At 66.6% G+C, this 19,752-nt stretch carries 13 protein-coding genes; 6 read left to right on the top strand and 7 right to left on the bottom strand.

All coding sequences use genetic code 11. The features are described from left to right. Positions 1–75 precede the first annotated feature (75 nt). Together MKCMC460_RS14520 and MKCMC460_RS14515 are read left to right on the top strand one after the other, a co-directional pair. Complete coding sequence (locus MKCMC460_RS14520) at positions 76–810, top strand: VIT family protein (protein WP_236974958.1); 735 nt, start codon at positions 76–78, stop codon at positions 808–810. Positions 811–891: 81 nt separating this feature from the next. After that, positions 892–1,317 carry a pyridoxamine 5'-phosphate oxidase family protein gene (locus tag MKCMC460_RS14515; protein ID WP_236974960.1) on the top strand — a complete coding sequence of 142 codons (426 nt, stop codon included), beginning with the start codon at positions 892–894 and terminating at the stop codon, positions 1,315–1,317. A 20-nt stretch (positions 1,318–1,337) separates the two neighbouring features. Here MKCMC460_RS14515 and MKCMC460_RS14510 read toward each other — a convergent pair whose 3' ends face one another. From MKCMC460_RS14510 to MKCMC460_RS14480, 7 genes are all read right to left on the bottom strand, one after another. After that, positions 1,338–2,147: an ABC transporter permease gene (locus tag MKCMC460_RS14510; RefSeq protein ID WP_236974962.1), complete on the bottom strand. Its 810-nt coding sequence runs from the start codon at positions 2,145–2,147 to the stop codon at positions 1,338–1,340. A gap of 44 nt (positions 2,148–2,191) precedes the next feature. Then, on the bottom strand, positions 2,192–3,046 hold the full coding sequence (locus MKCMC460_RS14505; protein ID WP_236974964.1) for an ABC transporter ATP-binding protein: 855 nt from the start codon (positions 3,044–3,046) through the stop codon (positions 2,192–2,194). Then, entirely contained in the window at positions 3,043–8,571 is a 5,529-nt protein-coding gene (locus tag MKCMC460_RS14500) for a type I polyketide synthase (protein ID WP_309297847.1), read from the bottom strand. Before MKCMC460_RS14500 ends, MKCMC460_RS14505 begins: the two co-directional genes overlap by 4 nt. A gap of 49 nt (positions 8,572–8,620) precedes the next feature. Further along, positions 8,621–10,408: an NAD(P)/FAD-dependent oxidoreductase gene (locus MKCMC460_RS14495; protein ID WP_236974974.1), complete on the bottom strand. Its 1,788-nt coding sequence runs from the start codon at positions 10,406–10,408 to the stop codon at positions 8,621–8,623. A gap of 91 nt (positions 10,409–10,499) precedes the next feature. Continuing rightward, positions 10,500–11,813 (bottom strand): cation:proton antiporter, encoded by a 1,314-nt coding sequence (locus MKCMC460_RS14490; RefSeq protein ID WP_236974976.1) that lies wholly within the window; start codon positions 11,811–11,813, stop codon positions 10,500–10,502. Positions 11,814–11,952: 139 nt separating this feature from the next. Next, positions 11,953–13,743 carry an N-acetylglutaminylglutamine synthetase gene (ngg, locus tag MKCMC460_RS14485; protein ID WP_238305934.1) on the bottom strand — a complete coding sequence of 597 codons (1,791 nt, stop codon included), beginning with the start codon at positions 13,741–13,743 and terminating at the stop codon, positions 11,953–11,955. Further along, on the bottom strand, positions 13,740–15,545 hold the full coding sequence (locus MKCMC460_RS14480; RefSeq protein ID WP_236974980.1) for an N-acetylglutaminylglutamine amidotransferase: 1,806 nt from the start codon (positions 15,543–15,545) through the stop codon (positions 13,740–13,742). Before MKCMC460_RS14480 ends, ngg begins: the two co-directional genes overlap by 4 nt. 95 nt (positions 15,546–15,640) lie before the next feature. Here MKCMC460_RS14480 and MKCMC460_RS14475 point away from each other — a divergent pair, with 95 nt between their 5' ends. The 4 genes from MKCMC460_RS14475 to MKCMC460_RS14460 all read left to right on the top strand — a co-directional run bounded on the left by MKCMC460_RS14475 (position 15,641) and on the right by MKCMC460_RS14460 (position 19,749). Continuing rightward, a complete protein-coding gene (locus tag MKCMC460_RS14475; protein ID WP_236974983.1) occupies positions 15,641–16,663 on the top strand; it encodes a TIGR03617 family F420-dependent LLM class oxidoreductase in 1,023 nt (340 codons plus the stop codon). 49 nt (positions 16,664–16,712) lie between these two features. Next, on the top strand, positions 16,713–18,269 hold the full coding sequence (locus tag MKCMC460_RS14470) for a succinic semialdehyde dehydrogenase (RefSeq protein ID WP_236974985.1): 1,557 nt from the start codon (positions 16,713–16,715) through the stop codon (positions 18,267–18,269). A gap of 76 nt (positions 18,270–18,345) precedes the next feature. Then, a complete protein-coding gene (locus MKCMC460_RS14465) occupies positions 18,346–19,035 on the top strand; it encodes a glycoside hydrolase (protein WP_236974987.1) in 690 nt (229 codons plus the stop codon). A 114-nt stretch (positions 19,036–19,149) separates the two neighbouring features. Then, positions 19,150–19,749: a cyclic nucleotide-binding domain-containing protein gene (locus tag MKCMC460_RS14460; RefSeq protein ID WP_236974988.1), complete on the top strand. Its 600-nt coding sequence runs from the start codon at positions 19,150–19,152 to the stop codon at positions 19,747–19,749. Positions 19,750–19,752: the final 3 nt, after the last annotated feature.

Below are 19,752 nucleotides of genomic sequence, written 5' to 3'. Positions count from 1 at the left end.
AGGGCCCTCCGCGTGCCGCTTTGGTGAGGCTGCGCTTGCTGGCGCGACAGGCATTGGTGCGGTTGGCTTTACCCCGTGTCCCAGCCACCGGCTAGAACCTGGCGACGACGGCATCCGGCAGAACCGCATGCCGTCGGCACGTCGACACGCCTGAACTGGCTGCGCGCGGCGGTTCTCGGCGCCAACGACGGCATCGTCTCGGTAGCCGGCATTGTCGTCGGGGTGGCCGGCGCGACGACGCAACGCGGACCGCTCTTCACCGCCGGATTGGCCGGCCTGGTGGCCGGCGCGGTGTCGATGGCGCTGGGTGAATTCGTCTCGGTGTCCAGCCAGCGCGACAGCGAGCGGGCGCTGCTGGCCCAGGAACGCGAGGAACTGGCTCGGGCGCCCAGCACCGAGTTGGCCGAGCTCACGGCGATCTATGCCGCCAAAGGCCTCTCACCGCAGACCGCGGCGCGGGTCGCCGAGGAATTGACAGCCCATGACGCCTTCGCCGCACATGCCGAAGCCGAGCTGAAGATCGACCCGGGCGACCTGGCCAATCCCTGGCACGCCGCGGTGGCATCGGCCGTCGCTTTCACCGCGGGCGCGTTGCTTCCGCTGCTGGCGATCCTGCTGCCACCGGAAACCTGGCGGGTGCCGGTGACGTTCGTCGCTGTGCTGGTCGCATTGGGTCTGACCGGCGCGCTCAGCGCGCGCCTGGGTGGGGCAAGCGCGCGTCGCGCGACGGCCCGGGTCGTGCTCGGCGGCGCTGCGGGCCTGGCGTTCACCTACGGTGTCGGCCACCTCTTCGGAGCAGCGATCAGTTGAACCGGCGCCACGGCGTTGGTCCTCAGGGAAAGGGACTTTTGGCAGGCGCGATGGCCACCGGTGCATCCATAACCTGATGTCATGACGCACCAAATCCACGACGACAATGGCGCCGCCGTCCTGTCGGCAAAGGAATGCTGGGAACTGTTGGAGGGCACCACCTTGGGGCGGCTGGTCACCGCCGTCGACGGGCGACCCGAGATCTTCCCGGTGAACTATGCGGTGCAACGCAAGACAATTCTGTTCCGCACCGCGGCCGGCACCAAACTGGTGAGTACCGCCATCAACAATCACGTGGTCTTCGAAGTCGACGATCACGACGTCGCCCAGGGTTGGAGCGTGATCGTCAGGGGAACCGCACGCTCGGTGCGCAGCGACGAGGAAATCGAGGAAGCCGAACGCGCGCAGGTGCTGCCGTGGACCGACTCGGAGAAATCACATTACGTGCGAGTGATCCCGGAGAGCGTGACCGGCCGCCGCTTCCAGTTCACCCGGGTCGGGCTTTAGCGCAACGACCGGGTGAAGGTTCAACGCTGATCCGACCACCGGAAGACGGCCAGGCAGGCGATCAAGCCGCCGACGCTCCAGCCGGCCAATATCAGGAAAATCCGCCAAAGCTCCCAGCTGCCAGCGGGTTCGAAGATCACCATCTGTGGCGGCAACAGCACCGAGCGAAATCCTTGCGCCATCCACTTGACCGGAAAGACCGACCCGATGCTCAGCATCCACGCCGGCAGCGCCATCAGCGGCACATAGGTTCCGGACACGAACTGCAGGCCCACGGCCGGACCGTTGGTGATGACAGCCGCCGAGACCGCGTTGCTGGCGAAGTTGCTGATGAAGATGCCCAGCAACGAGCAACTGAAGATGCCCAGCAGGAAGACCCACGCCAGGGTGAACCATGCGAAACCGGTTGTGGGCAAATGCAATCCGAAGATCAGCACGCCTACCGACAGCAGAATCACCGCTTCGGCCAGGCTGGCGACGGCGACCAGCACGATCTTGCCGATGAAATACGAGGTTGCCGTCGCCGGCGTACCGCGAAGCCGGCGTAGTGCGCCGGTGTCCCGGTCGGCGGCAATGCTGATGCCCAGGTTGATGAACGACGTGGAGAGAATCCCGTAGGCGAGCATGCTGGCCGCTATCACCGCGCCGGTGCTGGTTTCGCTGCCCGGCAGCTTCGTCGAGAAGATCGACCCCAACAGGACGCAGATCACTGCCGGCATGGAGAAGGTGAGGCCGACCTGTTCGGGCCGGCGGTAGAACATCTTCAACTCCGGGCCGACGCGCGACAATCCGATTCGCAGCGGGGACGGTAGCGGCGAAGGCTCGTTCACCCGGTGGCGCGCTGCCGCGGAATTATTCAACTGGTCGAGGCTCTTCATGTCCGGCCGATCAACTGCAGATAGGCGTCTTCGAGTGTGGGACGAGAGACGGTCAGCTGCGCCAGTTCGCTGCCGTCGCGGGACCGCTGCCTGATCAGGTCGGTCGGGTGCTCGGTCTGCACCACGACGACCTCGTCTCGCTCCATCCACCGCACGGTGGCGGCCGAGCTCACATGCCGGGTCAGATTGGCCGGAGAATCCACCGCCACCACCCGGCCGCCGGCGATGACTGCGACACGGTCGGCAAGTGCGGCCGCTTCTTCCAGGTAGTGGGTGGTGAGCAGGATGGTGGTGCCGTCTCGCGCCAACAGCCTGATGAGGTCCCAGAACTGCCGTCTGGCTTCCGGGTCGAAGCCGGTGGTCGGTTCGTCCAGGAACAGCAACTCGGGCATGCCGACGATGCCAAGAGCCACGTCGAGCCGGCGACGCTGTCCGCCGGACAGTGCCCGCACTCTCGAGCCAGCCACCGCGCCGAGCCCGGCCAGTTCCAGCGCTTCCTCGGGAACCCGTGCTGTGCCATAACATTTCGCGAACATCCGAACCGTCTCAACCACTGTGAGCATCCCGGCGTCGCTGGCTTCCTGCAGCACGACGCCGATCCTGGCGCGCCAGCCGCGGCCGGCGGTTCCCGGGTCTTCGCCCAGCACCAGCACCTGCCCGGAATCACGGCTGCGGTGACCTTCGAGGATTTCGATGATCGTCGACTTGCCCGCCCCGTTGGGGCCCAGGATCGCGAAGATCTCGCCGCGGCCGACGTCGAGGTCCACCTCCCGCACCGCCTGCGTCTGCCCGTATGCCTTGGACAGACCCCGGACGTGTACCGCCGGCGCGTGATCCGTCGAGAAGCTCACTGCTGTGCACCTCCGGCGTCCTGTTCGGCGGGAAGGCTCTCCAGTTCGGCCAGCAGTTCTCTCAACTCGGACTCCGACAGCTGCTCCATCAGGCTTGCCACGTCGTCGGCGCTGGATTGCGAGCGCTGCCCGGCGACCGATTGCGGTTCGGCGCCCAGCTGCAAGCTGGAAAGTATCCGCACCGCAAGGGAATTGACGCTGACGCCGCGGAGTATCTCCAGTACCGGCAGGTCGATTCCGAATGTCGCATCGACCCGGGTCCGGAAATCCATCGCCATCATCGAGTCCAGGCCGAGGTCGTTGAGGATGTCGTCTGACCCGATATCGGCGGCCGGCACTTCGAAGACGGCGCTGAGCAGCTGCCGAACGTGGCTTGCGACGACTTCCTGCCGCTCGCCTTCTGGGCACCGCGAGAGTGCTTGCAGGACCGAGGATTCCGCGTCGGAGTCCGGTGAGATCACCGCGGTGCCCAGTTCGCTGAATATCGGCGGTAGCGCCCCGCTGAGCCCGGCACGGCGGGCGCGCATCCAGTCGGCGCTGATTGCGACGACATGCGGTGTCTTCTGGTTGATGAGCCGGTCGAGGATCCGGGTGCCGGCCGCGGGTGTGATGAGTTCGATTCCGCGCCGGCTGTACAGCTCTTCCAGCTTCAGTTCCGCCACCATGCCCACCGACCAGGGACCCCACCCGATGGTGAGCGCCGGAAGTCCCTGGGCCCTGCGGTAGTGCGCGAAGGCGTCGAGGAATGCGTTGGCGGCGGCGTAGTTGCCTTGGCCGGGTGCGGCGATGACCGACCCCGCAGAGCCGAACATGACGAAGAACTCCAGCTCGTGCCCGTCGAACACGTCGTGCAGCGCCCGGGTGCCGGCGATCTTGGGAGCCAGCACGTCGGCGAAGTCGGTTTCGCTCATATTCACCAGCAGCTGGTCGTTGACGGAGCCTGCGGCGTGCACGATGCCACCAACGGGCCGGCCTCCGGTGCGGAGGTGCTCGTCCAACCAGGCCTGTACCTGGCCGCGGTCGGCGATATCGACGCTGGCGGTGGTGATTCGGGCGCCGAGGCGTTCGATCTGTCGGAGCGCGTCGACAGTCGCGTAGTGCGGGTCGTCCTCGGTTTGCAGCGACCACTGGCTCCTGGGCGGGAACTTGCTGCGGCCCAGCAGTGCGATGTGGCGTGCCCCGCGTTCGGCGAGGTAACGGACCACGATACGGCCGAGGGCGCCGGTGCCTCCGGTGACGACATAGGTTGCGTCGGGGGTGAGTTTGGTGGGGAACGGTCTGGTGAGGCTGCTGCTGACGCGTAACCGTGGCGCGAATTTCTGGCCGCTTCGGATCGCGATCTGGTCTTCCGACGAGTCGGTGAGGACGTGTGCGCAGATCTGCGCCGCCGTCTCGGTGCGGTCCGCGCCGGGGTCGATGTCGATGAGGCCCCCCCAGTGGTCGGTCAGTTCCTGGTGGCCGATGACGCGGCCGAGTCCCCAGATGGTGGCCTGGTCGGCGGCGATGGTCGCGGTACCGGGTGCCGGCTGCGAGTTGCCGGTGATCAGGTGCAGGTGCGGCTGGCCGGCACCGTCGCCGGCTAACGCCTTGACAAGTCGCAGGATCGTGAAGACACCTATCTGGTAATTGGCCAGGCTGTCTCCGTCCATGTCGAGTGGCCAACAATCGACGATGCCGGCGAGGCCGCCCCGCTCCAGGTGCGGCTCGAGCAGGTGGCACAGCTGCTCAGGTCGGCGCGGGTCGAGCGCGTAGCCACCGTCGATCTCGGTGAGTGCATCGACGGATTTGTGCACCACCAGTTCGGCGCGGTGGCCGTGGCGTCGCAGTTGTTCGGCGACCGCTGCGCCGACACCGGCGGTGTCCGCCAGAACCAGCCAGGACGAGTCTGCCGCGCCGGTCGCCGCTGGCTGCTCATCGTGGTCGCCCTCGGGCAGCCCGATCCACTCGACTTCGTAGAGCCCCTTGTCGATCCGCTCCAGCGACATACTCGACGAACAGGACAGTGAACGCACCAGGAAACCGTCGAAAGCGGCCAGCGGCTGCCCGGCCTGGTTGGACAGGATGATGTCGCTTTCGATCTCTTCCCGGGTGGCCGACACCACGCGCACCCGGGCGACCATGTTCGCTTCCGGGCGATGGTAGACGGCGCTGCGCCGAATTCGAGTAGGCAGGTATGTCTGCTCGTCGGTGTCGTTGCCGAGCAGCCTTGCACCGAACAGTGTTTGGAAGGCGCCGTCGATCAGCGCGGGGTGGAACCGGTGTCGAGCGAGTTCGCCCGCGAGCTCGTCCGGGATGGCCAGCTCAGCCTCGGCCCAGCCGTCCCCGGCGGTGATCCCGCCCACCGTCTGGAAGGCGGGCCCGTAGCCGAAGCCGATTGCGCGGGTGTGGGCGTAGAAGTCGTGGCCGCTGAGCGTGCGCGCGGATTCAGACCCGTCGAACAGTTCGTCGCGACGAGCCGGCCTGGGCAGGGTGTTCAATTCCGCGGTCGCCGTTATCGCCCAGCCGAGTTCGCCGTCGGCGGTTGCGGTGAACGCCGCGAATTCCAGCGCGCCGGTGTCCGGGTTGAGGGTCGTCCGCAGCAGCGGATCGCAGGTTTCGTCGAGGATGACGGCACGGTGCAGCACCAGGTCGTCGACACAATAGTCGGTCGAGCCGTATGTCTCCTTCGCCGCCGCCAGAGCGATTTCGACGAACACCGCCCCCGGCACCAGGACACTGCCCTGCACCTGATGATCGTTCAGGAACGGTATTGCCGCGGTGCTCAATTCGACTTCCCAGGTTGGATGCACGGCATTGACCGGCTGCCCCAACAGCGGATGCACCGGCCGGTAGTGCAGCTCCTCGGCGGCTTCCTGGGTTTCGTTCCAGAATCGTTTGGACTGCCACGGGTAGGACGGCAGCTTCAGCAGCCGAGCCCCGGCGCGCGAACACCGCGCGCTCCAGTCGAGTTCGTGGCCGTGGCAGTAGAGGGCGCCGACGCAACTCATCAGCGTGCGGCTGTCGTCGTCGTCGCGCCGCTGGGTCGGGAGCACGACGATCTCGGTCTTCGGCTCCGCCTGCTGGGTTCCGGCCACCTCGATGAGCGATGGCGCCAGCACGGGATGCGGGCCGAGTTCGACGAAGTGGGTGTATCCGTCCTCCATCATCCGCCGCGCCGCTGCCTCGAAAAGCACTGTGGCGCGGGTGTTCTGCCACCAGTAGGCCGCACCGGCCGCGTATTCGCCCAACTGTTCCCCGGTGACCGTGGAGTACAGCGGAATGGCGGCGGTGCCCGACGACAGCCCGTCGAGCGAACGGAAGAGGTCGTCTTTGACCACCTCCATGTAATGGGTGTGGTAAGGCACTTTCCCGCTCAGGAACCGATTGAAGATCTCCGCCTCGGTCAACTGACCGGCGATGTCTTCGAGGACGTCGCTGTCACCCGCCAGGGTCACCGCCGACGGGCTGTTGATCGCGGCAATTGATACCCGTCGACCGATTTCGTCGAATGCCTTGTCGTCGAGTTTCTGCATGAGCGAATCGGCGCCGAGGCCGACGGCCAGCATGCGTCCCATTCCACTTGTCCGTTGCTGCAGGCGACTTCGGTGATAGATCACCTGGATCGCCTGCTCGAAGGTGAGCAGACCGGCCAGATGATGAGCCGCCACTTCCCCGGCACTGTGCCCAATAACTGCGTCCGGCGTGATCCCGAATTCGGCCAGTTGCGCCGCGAGTGCGATCTGGACGGCGAAGTTGGCCGGTTGTGCGACCTCGGTCTCCGACATTCGAGAGTGAGCTTCGTCGGCTCGGAGTTCGTCGAGCAGCGACCAACCGGTGTAGCGGGCGAGCTCGCGGTCGGTGCGCACAATACTGTCGGTGAATGCCGGATAGGCGTCCAGCAGGCCGCGGCACATCCGCCACCACTGTGGTCCCATTCCGGTGCACACGAAGGCCAGCTTCGGCGCGCCCGGCTGCGGGCGGGACGGCGCGATCTGTCCGCCCGCGGCGAGCGCCCGAAGCTGTTCTCGCGCTTCGTCGATGCTCTCGACGACGATCGCCCGGCGGTAATTCAGATGTGAGCGGCGCAGCCCCAGGGTGTAGCCGAGATCCGCCAAGGTGACCTCGGGGTGTTCGCTGACGTGCGTGGCGAGCTGCTGAACCCTCCCCGCCAGCGCCTCACCCGACCGTGCCGAGATCGGCAGAACGGCCAGTGGGCGGACCGCAGCGTGGCCCGCGTCGGCGCTCGGGGCGGGCGGCTGTGCCATTACCACGTGCGCGTTGGTGCCGCCGAAGCCGAATGAGTTGACACCGGCCACCCGCCGATTTCCGTCGGGGAACGGGCGACCGGTCCGCGGAATGTCGATGTTGGCCTGCTGCAACGGATTCTGCAGATGCAGGTTCGCCGGGATGTATCCGTGCTTGAGCACCAGCGCCGTCTTGATCAGCCCGGCTACCCCCGCGCCCGCCTCCAGGTGGCCGATGTTGGTCTTGACCGAGCCGACGAGCAACGGATCGGATTCCGGCCGGTCTGCTGCCAGCGCGTTGGCCAGTGCCCGCAGCTCGATCGGGTCGCCCGCCGGGGTTCCGGTGCCGTGGGCTTCGACGTAGCCGATTTCGTTGGGGGACAGTCCAGCCCGCCGCAGGGCGGTCTTGATAGCCGCTTGCTGTGCCTTTTCGCTGGGGACGGTGATGCCGTCGGTGTGGCCGTCCTGGGACACCCCGGTACCGAGTATCTGCGCATAGATCTCGTCGCCGTCGGCCAGTGCCCGTTCGAGCGGTTTGATGACGACGACGGCGCCACCTTCGCCGCGCGCGTAGCCGTCCGCGGACTCGTCGAATGCCTTACAACGGCCCTCCGGGCTGAGAAATCCACTCTTGGATTCGGCGATGGCGGTGTTGGGGCCGATCATGATGTTCACTCCCCCGGCAACCGCCAGGTGACATTCGGCGTTCCAGATGCTCTGCGCCGCAAGGTGCACGGCGACCAGTGAACTCGAGCACGCCGTGTCGACGGTCATACTGGGGCCGCGGAAGTCGAAGGCGAATGAGATGCGGTTGGCCAGCATCGTCATCATCATTCCCGTGGCGGAGTGCGTCTTGAGCCGATAGCGACTGGTGCGGCCCTGATTCTGCAGCAGCTGGTAATCGAGGGTGAAGCCGCCGACGAAAACTCCGACGTCGGTGCCCGCCAGCGCATCTGCCGGTATCCCGCCATCTTCCAGTGCCTCCCAGGTGGTTTCCAGCAGGAGTCGCTGTTGCGGATCGAGCAGATTGGCTTCCCGCGGAGAGATCCCGAAGAACTGGGGGTCGAATTGGTCGATCTCGCTCAGGAAGCCGCCTCGGCGGGTGACCATCTTCCCGACTTTCGCCGGGTTCGGATCGTAGTGTCGATCTGCGTTCCAACGTGTTTCGGGAACGATGCAGGTGGCGTCGGTCGCACTGCACAGCAAGTCCCAGAAGGCCTGCGCGCTATGGGCGCCACCGGGAAACCGACATCCGATTCCGACAATCGCCAGTGGCTCGCGACCGCCCTGATCTGTGTGCATGTTCATCCTTTTGCGTTCACATCCGGTGCGACGGGCAGAGCGGCACGCCTCACGTGGCCGGCACCGGCACCAGGGTCGATCCCGGGCGCAGAATCCACTCCTCGCTGATTGGTCTGGCCGACTGGTCGTGCCGGTAGACGGACCGGAGTTCACGCAGGAACGTGTCTCGTTGCCATGCCTGGACCTGCCGCATGACGTCGTCCTCGGAGAAGCGGCTGCTGTGTTCGCCGAGCACGGTTTCGACCAGATAGCCGGCTATCTGGCGCAGCATCCGATCGTTGGTGTCGAACTGTCTGGCGAACTCCGGGGACTTTCCGATCATCGCGGTGTGCAGCGTGACCATGAAGTTGAGCGGAGAGAACAAGTCGACGAACTGCCCGGCGGGGCATGACTTCTCGACAGCGGCCCATTCCCGGAAGAACTGTTGCATGCGGTTGCTGAGGTCGATCATGCCTTGCAGGCGGGGTACCACGTCGGGGTCTTCGGCGACATCGACGAATCGGCCGTTGCTGTAGAAGAACCCGAGGAAGCCCCAGTAGAAGGCGATGTCCCAGATCACCTTCGCCGACATCACCGCCGGTGAACCCATCAGCGGATACTGGTCGCAGTAGATGTTGAGCCACATGTCGGTGAGTGAGCGGAACAGGGAGTCGTTGATCGCCGCGCGCGCGACGACGTCCTCACCGCCCAGTTCGCGGCAGATCATGTCGGTGATCAGGCCGTTGCCGATCGCGATCAAGTCCAGCCCGGAGGAGTACAACGGGTCGAGGAAGATCCCCGAGTCGCCGGTGAGACACCAACGTTGCTGGCCGTCATAGACTTTCGCGGCGGTGTGGCTGTAGTTCTTCATCACCCTGAAGTCCTTGATCAGGTGATCGTGTTCAGCGAGCACCGCGGCGCATTGGGGCTCGTGCTCATGCAACCAGGCCTTGGCTTTGTCCAACGTGTTGAAGCTGTCGAACGCGTGCAGCGCCGGGTCGGCGACGATCCCCACGCTGGTAGATCCGGACGCCAGCCGGATCAGCCAGACCCAATATCCTTCTCCCATCAGATGATTGGTGGACATCGCGCGATCGCCTTCGACCAGGCGCTGCCGCCAGCCGGGGTCATTGCTCCATTTGCCGATGTCGATCTCGGTCGCGACACGCAACCAGACGGCATTGCAGTGGTGGTCATTGGTGCGTTTGAGGTCCAATTGCCGGGCCAGCGCGCGGTTGCGTCCCGACGCGTCCACCACCCAGCGTGCAGTCGTGCGGGTGTTGGTGTCATCGCTCTGGTACCAGACGGTGTGTACCTCATCCGCCGCACCGAGTTCGACCGATCGCATCCGGCCGGAGACGATTTCGACTCCGGTTGCCAGGCATCGCCTGGTGAGTTCGTTCTCCAGCCGGCCGCGGTCGATCTGGAATGTCACCTGCGGGGTGTACCTGGAGTTGCCCAGTTCGATTCGCTGAGCGATGTCGGTGTTTCCGTCGTGCGAGAAGAACATCCGCAACCCCATCTTGCGCAGTTGCGAGGTGTGCAGATGGTCGGCCAATCCCAGCCGGTCCCGCAGGTACTGCGCCGACACCTCCACAGTCGACTCGCCCACCGTGTGGGTGATCTCCGGTACCGGGTGCGCGACCGGTTCGATGATCAGCACCCGCGTGCCGGGGCGGGCTATGCGCATCTCCATGGCCAGTGTCAAACCCGCGATGCCGCCGCCGATGATGGCCACGTCGAAGTCCGCGGCGGGCACAGTCCTATCGGCGGCGTCCGACAGCTGGTCGCGTATCCGCTGTGCCAGGGCCGCCCGCGCCTGCGGGCTCAATCGCGAGAGCTGAGCTTGGGTGTCCACGCCATCTCCCTTCCTGCAGGCTGGTTCTTCAATTACAACAGTTACTTAATATTTAAGAAATTACATGAAATCATGGTTGGTATCGCGGCGCTCACGAACCGGCCGCGCCGGTGTGGTCGTCAGCCGCCGTCAGCGTCGCTTCGGGGTTGGGCACCTCGTCTGCCGCGATCCCGGTTGGCCGGTATCGCCCGTAGACCAGTTCGAATATCGGCGCGGCCATCAGTGTCGTGACGACGGCCACCAGCACCAGGATGGTGAACAGCGTAGGGGTGATGATGCCCGCCTGAAGCCCGATGTTGAGCAGGATGAGTTCGATCAACCCGCGGGCATTCATCAGCGCACCCAGTGCCACCGCCTCACGCAGCGGAACCTTCCTGAATCGAGCGGCCAATGTGCACGCGACTCCTTTCCCCGCGATCGACACCGCGAGGATGCCCAGCGTCACTGCCCACAGTTTCGGGGTGTCCAGCAGTCCGATCTGCGTGTTCAAACCCGAATAGACGAAGAACAGCGGCAACAGGAACGTCGTCACGAGCGGGTCGACCATCGCGGTGAGGCGTTGCGCGAAGAAGCCGGACGGCATTGCGACGCCGAGGACGAAGGCGCCGAATATGGCGTAGATCCCGATCACGTCGGTGAACCAGGCGCAGATCATGAGCAGCATGAGGACGGCACTGAGGACCGATGGCGTTATCGCCTGCCGGCGTTCGGACGTGCTGCCCAGCCTCGCCAGCGCTCTGCGCCCGATGGTCAGCAGCACCAGGCAGTACAGCAGGCCGCCGATGATGGCGGTGGCCGCGGTGAGGGGACTTCCGCGGTGGATGGCGAGCACGACGGCCAACAGGCACCAGGACAGCGCATCGTCGGCCGCGCCACAAGCCAACGCCAGCGTGCCCAAAGACGTTCCGGTGAGCCGTTTTTCGTAGATTATCCGGGCCAGCATGGGGAACGCCGTGGTCGCGATCGAGGCGCCCAGGAACATCATCGCCATGACGACGGTGACGCTGCCGTCGAAGTAGATTCCGCCGGACAGCAGGGGCGCGGCGAGCAGAGCGCCCAGCGCGAGTGGAGCCAGGATGCCAGCCGACGAGACCGCGACGGCGGTGCCGGCCCGGTGCTTGATGAGATTGGCGTCGAAGTTGAGCCCGATGAGGAACATGTAGAGCACCAGCCCGATCTGAGCGGCCGTGTACAGCACGACGTTGGCCTGCCCCGGCGGGAACAGCTGGTGTTGCACGCCGGGCGCTATGCGGCCCAGCAACGAGGGACCCAGCAGTACACCGGCAACCATCTCACCGACCACCTGGGGTTGCCCGCAGCGTTGCGCCACCAGCCCCACACCTCGGCACGCCGCCAGGATGACGGCAAGCTCGAGGAAGAAATGAACCGCGGTCGATGCGGGCATGCGTCAGGTCCTCTGCGTCAACGGGGCCGCGGCCCGGCGCTGGTGGTCTCCGGCTCGGCGATTGCCCCTTCTATACCCACTCGCCGTGATCCGGCCGTGGCTGAAGCGCACCCGCGTCACGGGTTCGCCCGCCGGGGCCTCAGGTGGCCGGCGATTCTTCCGGAGTCCATGCCGGTGGTTGACCGGGGCGCCCCGGAAACAGGAAGTCGATGAAAGCGGCTGCGGTGGGCTGTGGTTCGTGGTTGGCCAGTCCCGGACGCTCGTTGGCTTCGATGAACGCGTACTCTTCGCCGGCGACGTCGGGAACGAGAAGATCGATGCCGGTCACCGGAATTCCGATCGCCTCGGCCGCCGCGACCGCGACCCGGCACAGTTCCGGATTCACCTGTGCGGTGACGTCGTGGATCGTGCCGCCCTGATGCAGGTTGGCGGTGTGGCGCACCAGTAGCCGCGTCCCCTGCGGCAACACGTCGTCCAGCGACCAACCCGATTCGGCGACGGTCGCCTCGGTGAGATCGTCGAGGGGAATGCGGGATTCACCGCCGGTGGAGGCCGACCGCCGCCGGCTCTCGGCCGCGATCAAGTCCCGGATGGTGTGGTCACCGGTCCCGATGACCTCAGGCGGCAACCGCAAGGCGGCGGCGACCACCCGGCCGTCGATCACCACCAGACGCAGATCCTGGCCCTGCACCCGCTGCTCGATCAGCACCTCCCGGCACACCTCGCGCGCCCGGGCCAGCGCCGCGGCCAACTCCCCGGGACCGCGCTCGGCGGACACGCCGACCGTGATGCCGTGGCCCTGCTCGCCGCGGCTCGGTTTGACGACGACCTCACCGACCTCGTTGAGAAACGCGTAATCGGCGTCGTCGAAGGTGGCCAGTCGCGCCCGGGGCACCGTGATGCCCGCCTCGGCCACCAGCCGGCGGGTCAGCCGCTTGTCGTCACACCGGCACATCGCGACCGCCGAGGTGAACTCGGACAGCGACTCCCTGGTGACGATCGAGCGTCCACCGTGCGTGAGCCGGATCTCCCCGGTCTCCGCGTCGAGCACTTCCACCCAGATCCCCCGGCGCAGCGCTTCGTCGGCGATGATCCGGGCATAGGGGTTGAGGTCGTCGACGGTTTCCGGCGGCGGGGTGAACAGCGGCTCGTTGATCGCATTCTTGCGCTTGATCGCCATCACCGGAACGCGACGAAAGCCCAACTTCTCGTAAAGCCCGGTGGCGGCGGCATTGTCGTGTGCCACGGAAAGATCCATGTAGGCGCGGCCTTTGCTGCGGAAGTGCTCGGCCAACGCGCGGGTCAGCGCGGCGCCCAGCCCGGGCAGTGCGGCGGCGGGATCGACCGCCAGGCTCCACAGACTGGATCCGTGTTCGGGGTCGGCGAACAGCAGTTCGTGGTCGACGCCGGTGACGGTCCCCACCACGGCCCCGTCCTCGTTGCGCACCGCGAGCAGGTAGGTCACCGCCTCCACCTGCAGGTGGTTGTGCCAGATCGTCTCCACCGGGGCTGGAACCATTCCGCACCGCACGTAGACGCGGTTCATCGCATCGGCGTCACCCACGTCGTTGAGCGTCCGCACGGTGACGTACGGGGGTGTCGCGCGCTCGTCGTCGTCCCCGGAAGTGTTGGCGAAACGCAGCCGGTAGGTGTGACTGGGGTCGATGAACAGCTCGTTCGGAGCCTTGGCGACCACCACATGGGACTCGCGCGCGTAGATGCAGATGTCGCGCCGGCCGGGCGCCTCCCGCCGCAGCGACTCGGCCAGCGTGTCGGCATCGGAGAATGTCTGACCGAAAATCAGTCGGCCCCAACCCAATTCGAGCTCCACATCATGCGCCATCGCCTCGGCCAGCTGTGGCGGGGCGGCGTCGTGCAAACCGAGAGTGATCGCTTCCGGGTGATCCTCCGACGGATCGATGATCGTCATCCGGCGGACCCTGTGACACCGTGCTTCTGCAGCCACATCTCCAGCAGTGCAATCTGCCAGAGCTCGTTGCCGCGCAAGGGGGTCAGCCTGCGGTTGGGGTCGGCGAGCAGCGCCTCGACCGCTTCGGACCGGAACAGGCCGCGCTCCTTGGCGACCGGCGCGTACAGGGCATCCCGGACCATGTCCAGATAGGGCCCTTCCAGGTGGGTCAGCGCCGGCACCGGGAAGTAGCCCTTGGGCCGGTCGATGACCTCGGCCGGTATCACCCGGCGCGCGGCCTGCTTGAGGACGCCCTTTCCGTCGTGCGCGATCTTGAGTTCCGGCGGGCAGGTCGCGGCCAGTTCCACCAGCTCGTGGTCCAGGAACGGCACCCGGCCCTCCAGTCCCCAGGCCATGGTCATGTTGTCGACCCGCTTGACCGGGTCGTCGACCAGCATCACCGTCGTGTCCAGCCGCAGCGCCCGGTCGATGCCGGTGTCGGCGTTGGGCCGGGCGAAGTGTTCGGCGACGAAACGCTCGCTGGGGTCGTCCGCGGCGACGTTCTCGGCCGCCACCAGGGCCCGCAGCCCGGCGACGTCGCGGTCGAAGAAGGCGGCCCGGTACGCCGCGACCGATCCGGGCAGGCTGCTGGCCTCCGGCGCTCCCATCGGCGGGTACCAGTGGTATCCGGCGAACACCTCGTCGGCGCCCTGACCGGACTGCACGACCTTGACGTGGCGCGACACCTCCTGGCTGAGCAGGTAGAAGGCGACGCAGTCGTGGCTGACCATCGGCTCGCTCATCGCCCCGATGGCGTCGTCGAGCGCCGGCAGCATCCGGTCTGTCCCGATGCGGATCTGGTGGTGGTCGGTGCCGAACCGCTCGGCGATGATGTCGGAGTAGCGGAACTCGTCGCCCTCGACGCCGCCCACGGACTCGAAGCCGATGGAGAACGTCGAAAGGCCGTGTTGCCCGGCTTCGGCGAGCAGTCCGACGATCAGGCTGGAGTCGACTCCGCCCGACAGCAGGCAACCGACCGGAACGTCGGCGACCAGTCGGCGTTCGACCGCGGTGCGCAGCGCGGCGAGCACCGCGTCCTCCCAATCGGTCTCCGACCAGTCGGAGTGGCGGTCCTGCCGGGTGAAGTCCGGCGTCCAGTAAGTGGTGGCGGTGCGCTTGCCGTCCGGTTCGATGGCCAGCAGCGATCCCGGTGGGATCTTGCGCACGCCGCGCAGGATGGTCAGCGGTGCGGGCACCACCGAATGGAACGTCATGTAGTGGTGCAGCGCGACGCGATCGATGCGGGTGTCCACGCCGCCGCCGGCCAGCAACGCCGGCAGCGTCGAGGCGAACCGGATCCGGTGGCTGTCTTCGGTGATGTAGAGAGGTTTGATACCCAGCCGGTCGCGGCCCAGCAGGACCCGCCCGCTGTCGCGTTCGGCGATGGCGAACGCGAACATGCCATGCAGGTGGCTGACGAAGTCGTCACCCCAGCGGTGATAGGCCTTGATCAGGACTTCGGTGTCGCTGTGCGAAAAGAATCGGTAGCCGTGGCCCTCGAGTTCCCGGCGCAATTCCCGATAGTTGTAGATGCAGCCGTTCCAGGCGATGGCCAGACCCAGCTCAGCGTCCACCATCGGCTGTGCGCCGGCCTCGGTCAAGTCGATGATCTTGAGGCGGCGATGCCCGAGGGCAACCCGGCCCTGGGACCAGACCCCGGCGCCGTCCGGCCCGCGCGGCGCCATTACGTCAGCCATCGCCGCAACTGCCCCTACATCGGGCACTCGGCCATCGAGTCGCACCTCACCGGTGGCTCCACACACCTTTTCGACCTTAACCGGCCGCATCGGCGCGCGCAGAGCGGGCCGCACCCTGGCTGGGTCGCGGGCCCGCCCCGCTACCGTTGTACGGTTCGACTGTGCAGGTCGACGCGATGACGATTCCCCTACCATTGGCGCAGATCGGGGACGTGGCCCGGCGCACCCAGCAGGCCGGGTTCAGCGGGCTGTTGTTCACCGAGACCGGGCGCACCGCGTACCTCAACGCCGCGGTCGCAACCCAGGCCGCCCCGGGACTGGAATTGTCGACCGGCGTCGCGGTCGCCTTTCCGCGCAGCCCGTTCGTCACCGCGGCCGCGGCATGGGAACTGCAGGAGGCCTCCAACGGAAACTTCCGGCTCGGGTTGGGCACCCAGGTGCGGACCCATGTGGTGCGGCGCTACGGCGTGCAGTTCGAACATCCCGGCCCTCGGCTGCGTGACTACGTGCGCGCGGTCAAGGCGTGTTTCGCGGCGTTCCGAACGGGCCGACTCGACCACCACGGCGAGTTCTACAACCTCGACTTCATCACCCCGCAGTGGAGCGCCGGCCCCATCGACGCACCCGATCCCAAGGTGGATGTAGCCGCGGTGAACCCGTGGATGCTGCGGATGGCCGGCGAGGTGGCCGACGGGGTCCATGTCCACCCGCTCGGTGAGCCCGGCTACCTCACGCGCCACGTGGCACCGAATATCGCCGCGGGCGCAGTGCAGGCGAACCGCCTGCCCGCCGACGTCGCGGTGATCGTGCCGGTCATGACGATCGTCGGCGACACCGAAGAAGAACGCCGCAAGGAGCGGGAATTGGTGCGGTCCAGCATCAGCTTCTACGCCAGCACCCCCAACTACGCGTTCATCCTGGACGAGGCCGGCTTCGAGGGCACGACCGCCCGGCTGCGCGCCAAGCAGAAGGCCGGCGACGTGGCCGGCATGGCGGCGGAGATCACCGACGACCACATCGCCGTGTTCGCCACCGAATCGACGTGGGACGGCCTGGCCGACGCCCTGCTGGCCAAGTATCAGGGCGTCGCGTCGCGGCTGGTGCTGTACAACGCGCTCGGTGACGCCGACCGATTCGAGCGTTATGGCCAAGTTGCACAACGTATCTCGGCGATGAGTGGTTGACCCGGCGCCAGCGGGGTAATCATCGCGGCAATACCAGGGAGGTTCCGCCATGCCCGCACCGTCAGCCGAGGTGTTCGACCGCTTGCGCCGGCTCGCTGCGATCGACGACGTCGATGAGCGCCCGACGAAGACCATCGACGAGGTCTTCACCGGCAGGCCGCTGACCACCATCCCGGTCGGCACCGCGGCCGATGTCGATGCGGCATTTCTCAAAGCCCGTGCGGCACAAGCTGAGTGGGCGGCCCGGCCGGTCGCAGAGCGGATCGAGGTGATCCGCCGCTATCGCGACCTGGTGGTCGCCAACCGCGAGTTCCTGATGGATCTGCTGCAGGCCGAGGCGGGCAAGGCGCGGTGGGCGGCGCAGGAAGAGATCGTCGACCTGATGGCCAACGCGAACTATTACGTGCGCGTGGCCGCCGGCCTGCTGGAGCCGCGCAAGGTCCAGTCGCTGCTGCCGGCGATCGGCAAGACGACGGTCTGCTACCAGCCCAAGGGCGTGGTGGGCGTGATTTCGCCGTGGAATTATCCGATGACGCTGACCGCGTCGGACTCGGTTCCGGCGCTGCTGGCGGGAAACGCAGTGGTGCTCAAGCCGGACAGCCAGACCCCCTACTGCGCACTGGCCTGCGCCGAGCTGCTGTACCGGGCCGGCCTGCCGCGGGCGCTGTACGCGGTGGTGCCCGGGCCCGGCTCGGTGGTGGGCACCGCGATCACCCAGAACTGCGACTACCTGATGTTCACCGGGTCCTCCGAGACCGGCAGCCACCTCGCCGAGCAGGCAGGCCGCCGGCTGATCGGGTTCTCCGCCGAACTGGGCGGCAAGAACGCGATGATCGTCACGCGTGGCGCCAATCTGGACAAGGTGGCCAAAGCCGCCACCCGCGCCTGCTTCTCCAACGCGGGCCAGCTGTGCATCTCCATCGAGCGGATCTACGTCGAAAAGGACATCGCCGACGAGTTCGCGCACAAATTCGGCGCGGCCGCGCGAAACATGAAACTGGGAACCGCCTACGACTTCTCGGTCGACATGGGAAGCCTGATCTCCGAGGGACAGCTCAAGACCGTCTCGGCACACGTCGAAGACGCAACAGCCAAGGGCGCCAAGGTGATTGCCGGTGGCAAGGCGCGCCCCGATATCGGCCCGCTGTTCTACGAGCCGACGGTGCTGACCGACGTCACACCGGAGATGGAGTGCGCGGCCAACGAGACGTTCGGGCCGCTGGTCTCCATCTATCCGGTCGCCGACGTGGAAGAGGCGGTCGAGAAGGCCAACGACACCCAGTACGGCCTCAACGCCAGCGTCTGGGCTGGGTCACCCGCCGAGGGTCAGCGAATCGCGGCCCGGTTGCGTTCGGGCACGGTGAACGTGGACGAGGGCTACGCGTTCGCCTGGGGGAGCCTCAGCGCGCCGATGGGCGGCATGGGCATCTCGGGTGTGGGTCGCCGGCACGGCGCCGAGGGGCTGCTGAAATACACCGAGTCGCAGACGATCGCGACCGCGCGGGTGTTCAACCTCGATCCACCGTTCGGCCTGCCCAAGACCCTGTGGCAGAAGTCGCTGCTGCCGATCGTGCGGACGGTGATGAAGCTGCCCGGCCGGACCTGACCGACGACTCAGCCCGACACACTTGAAGTTCGCCAAGGTCTGTCACATCGGCCCCACCCGACACTAAAGTGTCTGCGTGGGCAACGGCGCGTCAGGCAAGGGCTGGGGCCGCTGGCTGGCGATCGCAGCCTCGCTGGTCCTCGCGGGCGGCATGATCTACGCCCAGGACACCAGGCCGAAGACCCCGTGTTGCGTGGACTCCACCACGGCGGCCGCCGCACCGAGCAGCCAGCCCGTCGCGGCGCCCCCGGGGCCGGGGACGCCGCAGACCGCCAGTCCGGAGGAAGCGGCCCAGCTGGCCGGCAACGCCCCTGTCGCCGCCCAGGACTTCCAGATCGCGCTGCCCCCGAGCGTTGCCTCGGAGCAGGGACTACAGGTCAAGACGATCTGGGCGGCCCGCGCCATCGGCGTGCTGTTCCCCGAGATCAAGACCATCTACGGCTACCGTCAGGACCCGTTGAAATGGCATCCCAACGGGCTGGCGATCGACGTGATGATCCCCGACCACGGCAGTCCCGAAGGCATCGCGCTGGGCAACCAGATTGCCGGGTTGGCCCTTGCCAATGCCAAACGCTGGGGCATCGACCACGTCATCTGGCGGCAGAAGATCTATCTCGGTATCCGATCCGGCAGCTGGACAGCCGATCTGGGCAACGAAACCGCCAACCATTACGACCACGTTCACATCGCCACCAACGGCGGCGGCTACCCCACCGGGCGGGAAACCTACTTCATCGGCTCGATGACACCCCCACCGCCGGACTGATCGGTCGATCGCCGCCGGTAGCGCCGGAAATATCTGGGTGCACTTGAGCCGAATCGACGTAGGCTCCTCGGTGTCAGGGTTCACATCATTCACAGCGCACGGCAGGAGTCCCCCATGAAGGTGGATGCGAAGCAGCAAGAGGAAGAAGAACGTCGGATCCGCGACGATGCGCGTCGGCTGCGCGAGTTTCCCGCCTTCGAGAAGTTCTCGGACAGCGAACTGCATCGTCTCGTCGCCGCAACCCATCACTCGTCACAGTCCGTGCCCTGGCCGCTGATCCGGGAGCAGACGCCGTCGGACGCGTGCTTCATCCTGCTCAGCGGTGAGGTGGGCGTGTACGTCGGCCGGGACCGCGTTGCCGTGGTGGGACCCGGTGAGGTCATCGGTGAGTCAGCTCTGCGCCGCGGGAAACTGCGGTCGGCGACCGTCACCACGATCGGACCTGCCGAGGTGCTGCGCATCGAGCGCGACGACCTGGACCGGCTACTCAAGGAGATCCCGGCGCTGCGCGAGACCATGGATGCGACCGCCGCCAAGCACGTGGCGGTCGAGCAGCCGCCGAAGCCGAAGCCGGAGCGCTCCAAGTTGAACGTTTCGGTCCCGACGGACCTGGTCGAACGATTCGAGCACGCCGCCGAAGGCGCCGGCGTGAGCGTGTCCGCGGCGCTGGAGGACGCGCTGACCCAGTGGGTGGAGCGCAACAGTAAAAGCTAGGTT

Source organism: Mycobacterium sp. 20KCMC460 (assembly GCF_022179425.1).
GTDB lineage: Bacteria > Actinomycetota > Actinomycetes > Mycobacteriales > Mycobacteriaceae > Mycobacterium > Mycobacterium kiyosense.
Note: the sequence above shows the minus strand (reverse complement) of the source record. Positions and strands in the feature narration are given on the sequence as shown.

What these genes read in the sequence shown, in the direction of transcription:
- MKCMC460_RS14460 (WP_236974988.1), top strand. Translation starts at nt 19,150, where the DNA reads ATGAAGGTGGATGCGAAGCAGCAAGAGGAAGAAGAACGTCGGATCCGC.
- MKCMC460_RS14490 (WP_236974976.1), bottom strand. Translation starts at nt 11,813, where the DNA reads ATGCCCGCATCGACCGCGGTTCATTTCTTCCTCGAGCTTGCCGTCATC.
- ngg (WP_238305934.1), bottom strand. Translation starts at nt 13,743, where the DNA reads ATGACGATCATCGATCCGTCGGAGGATCACCCGGAAGCGATCACTCTC.
- MKCMC460_RS14515 (WP_236974960.1), top strand. Translation starts at nt 892, where the DNA reads ATGACGCACCAAATCCACGACGACAATGGCGCCGCCGTCCTGTCGGCA.
- MKCMC460_RS14500 (WP_309297847.1), bottom strand. Translation starts at nt 8,571, where the DNA reads ATGCACACAGATCAGGGCGGTCGCGAGCCACTGGCGATTGTCGGAATC.
- MKCMC460_RS14470 (WP_236974985.1), top strand. Translation starts at nt 16,713, where the DNA reads ATGCCCGCACCGTCAGCCGAGGTGTTCGACCGCTTGCGCCGGCTCGCT.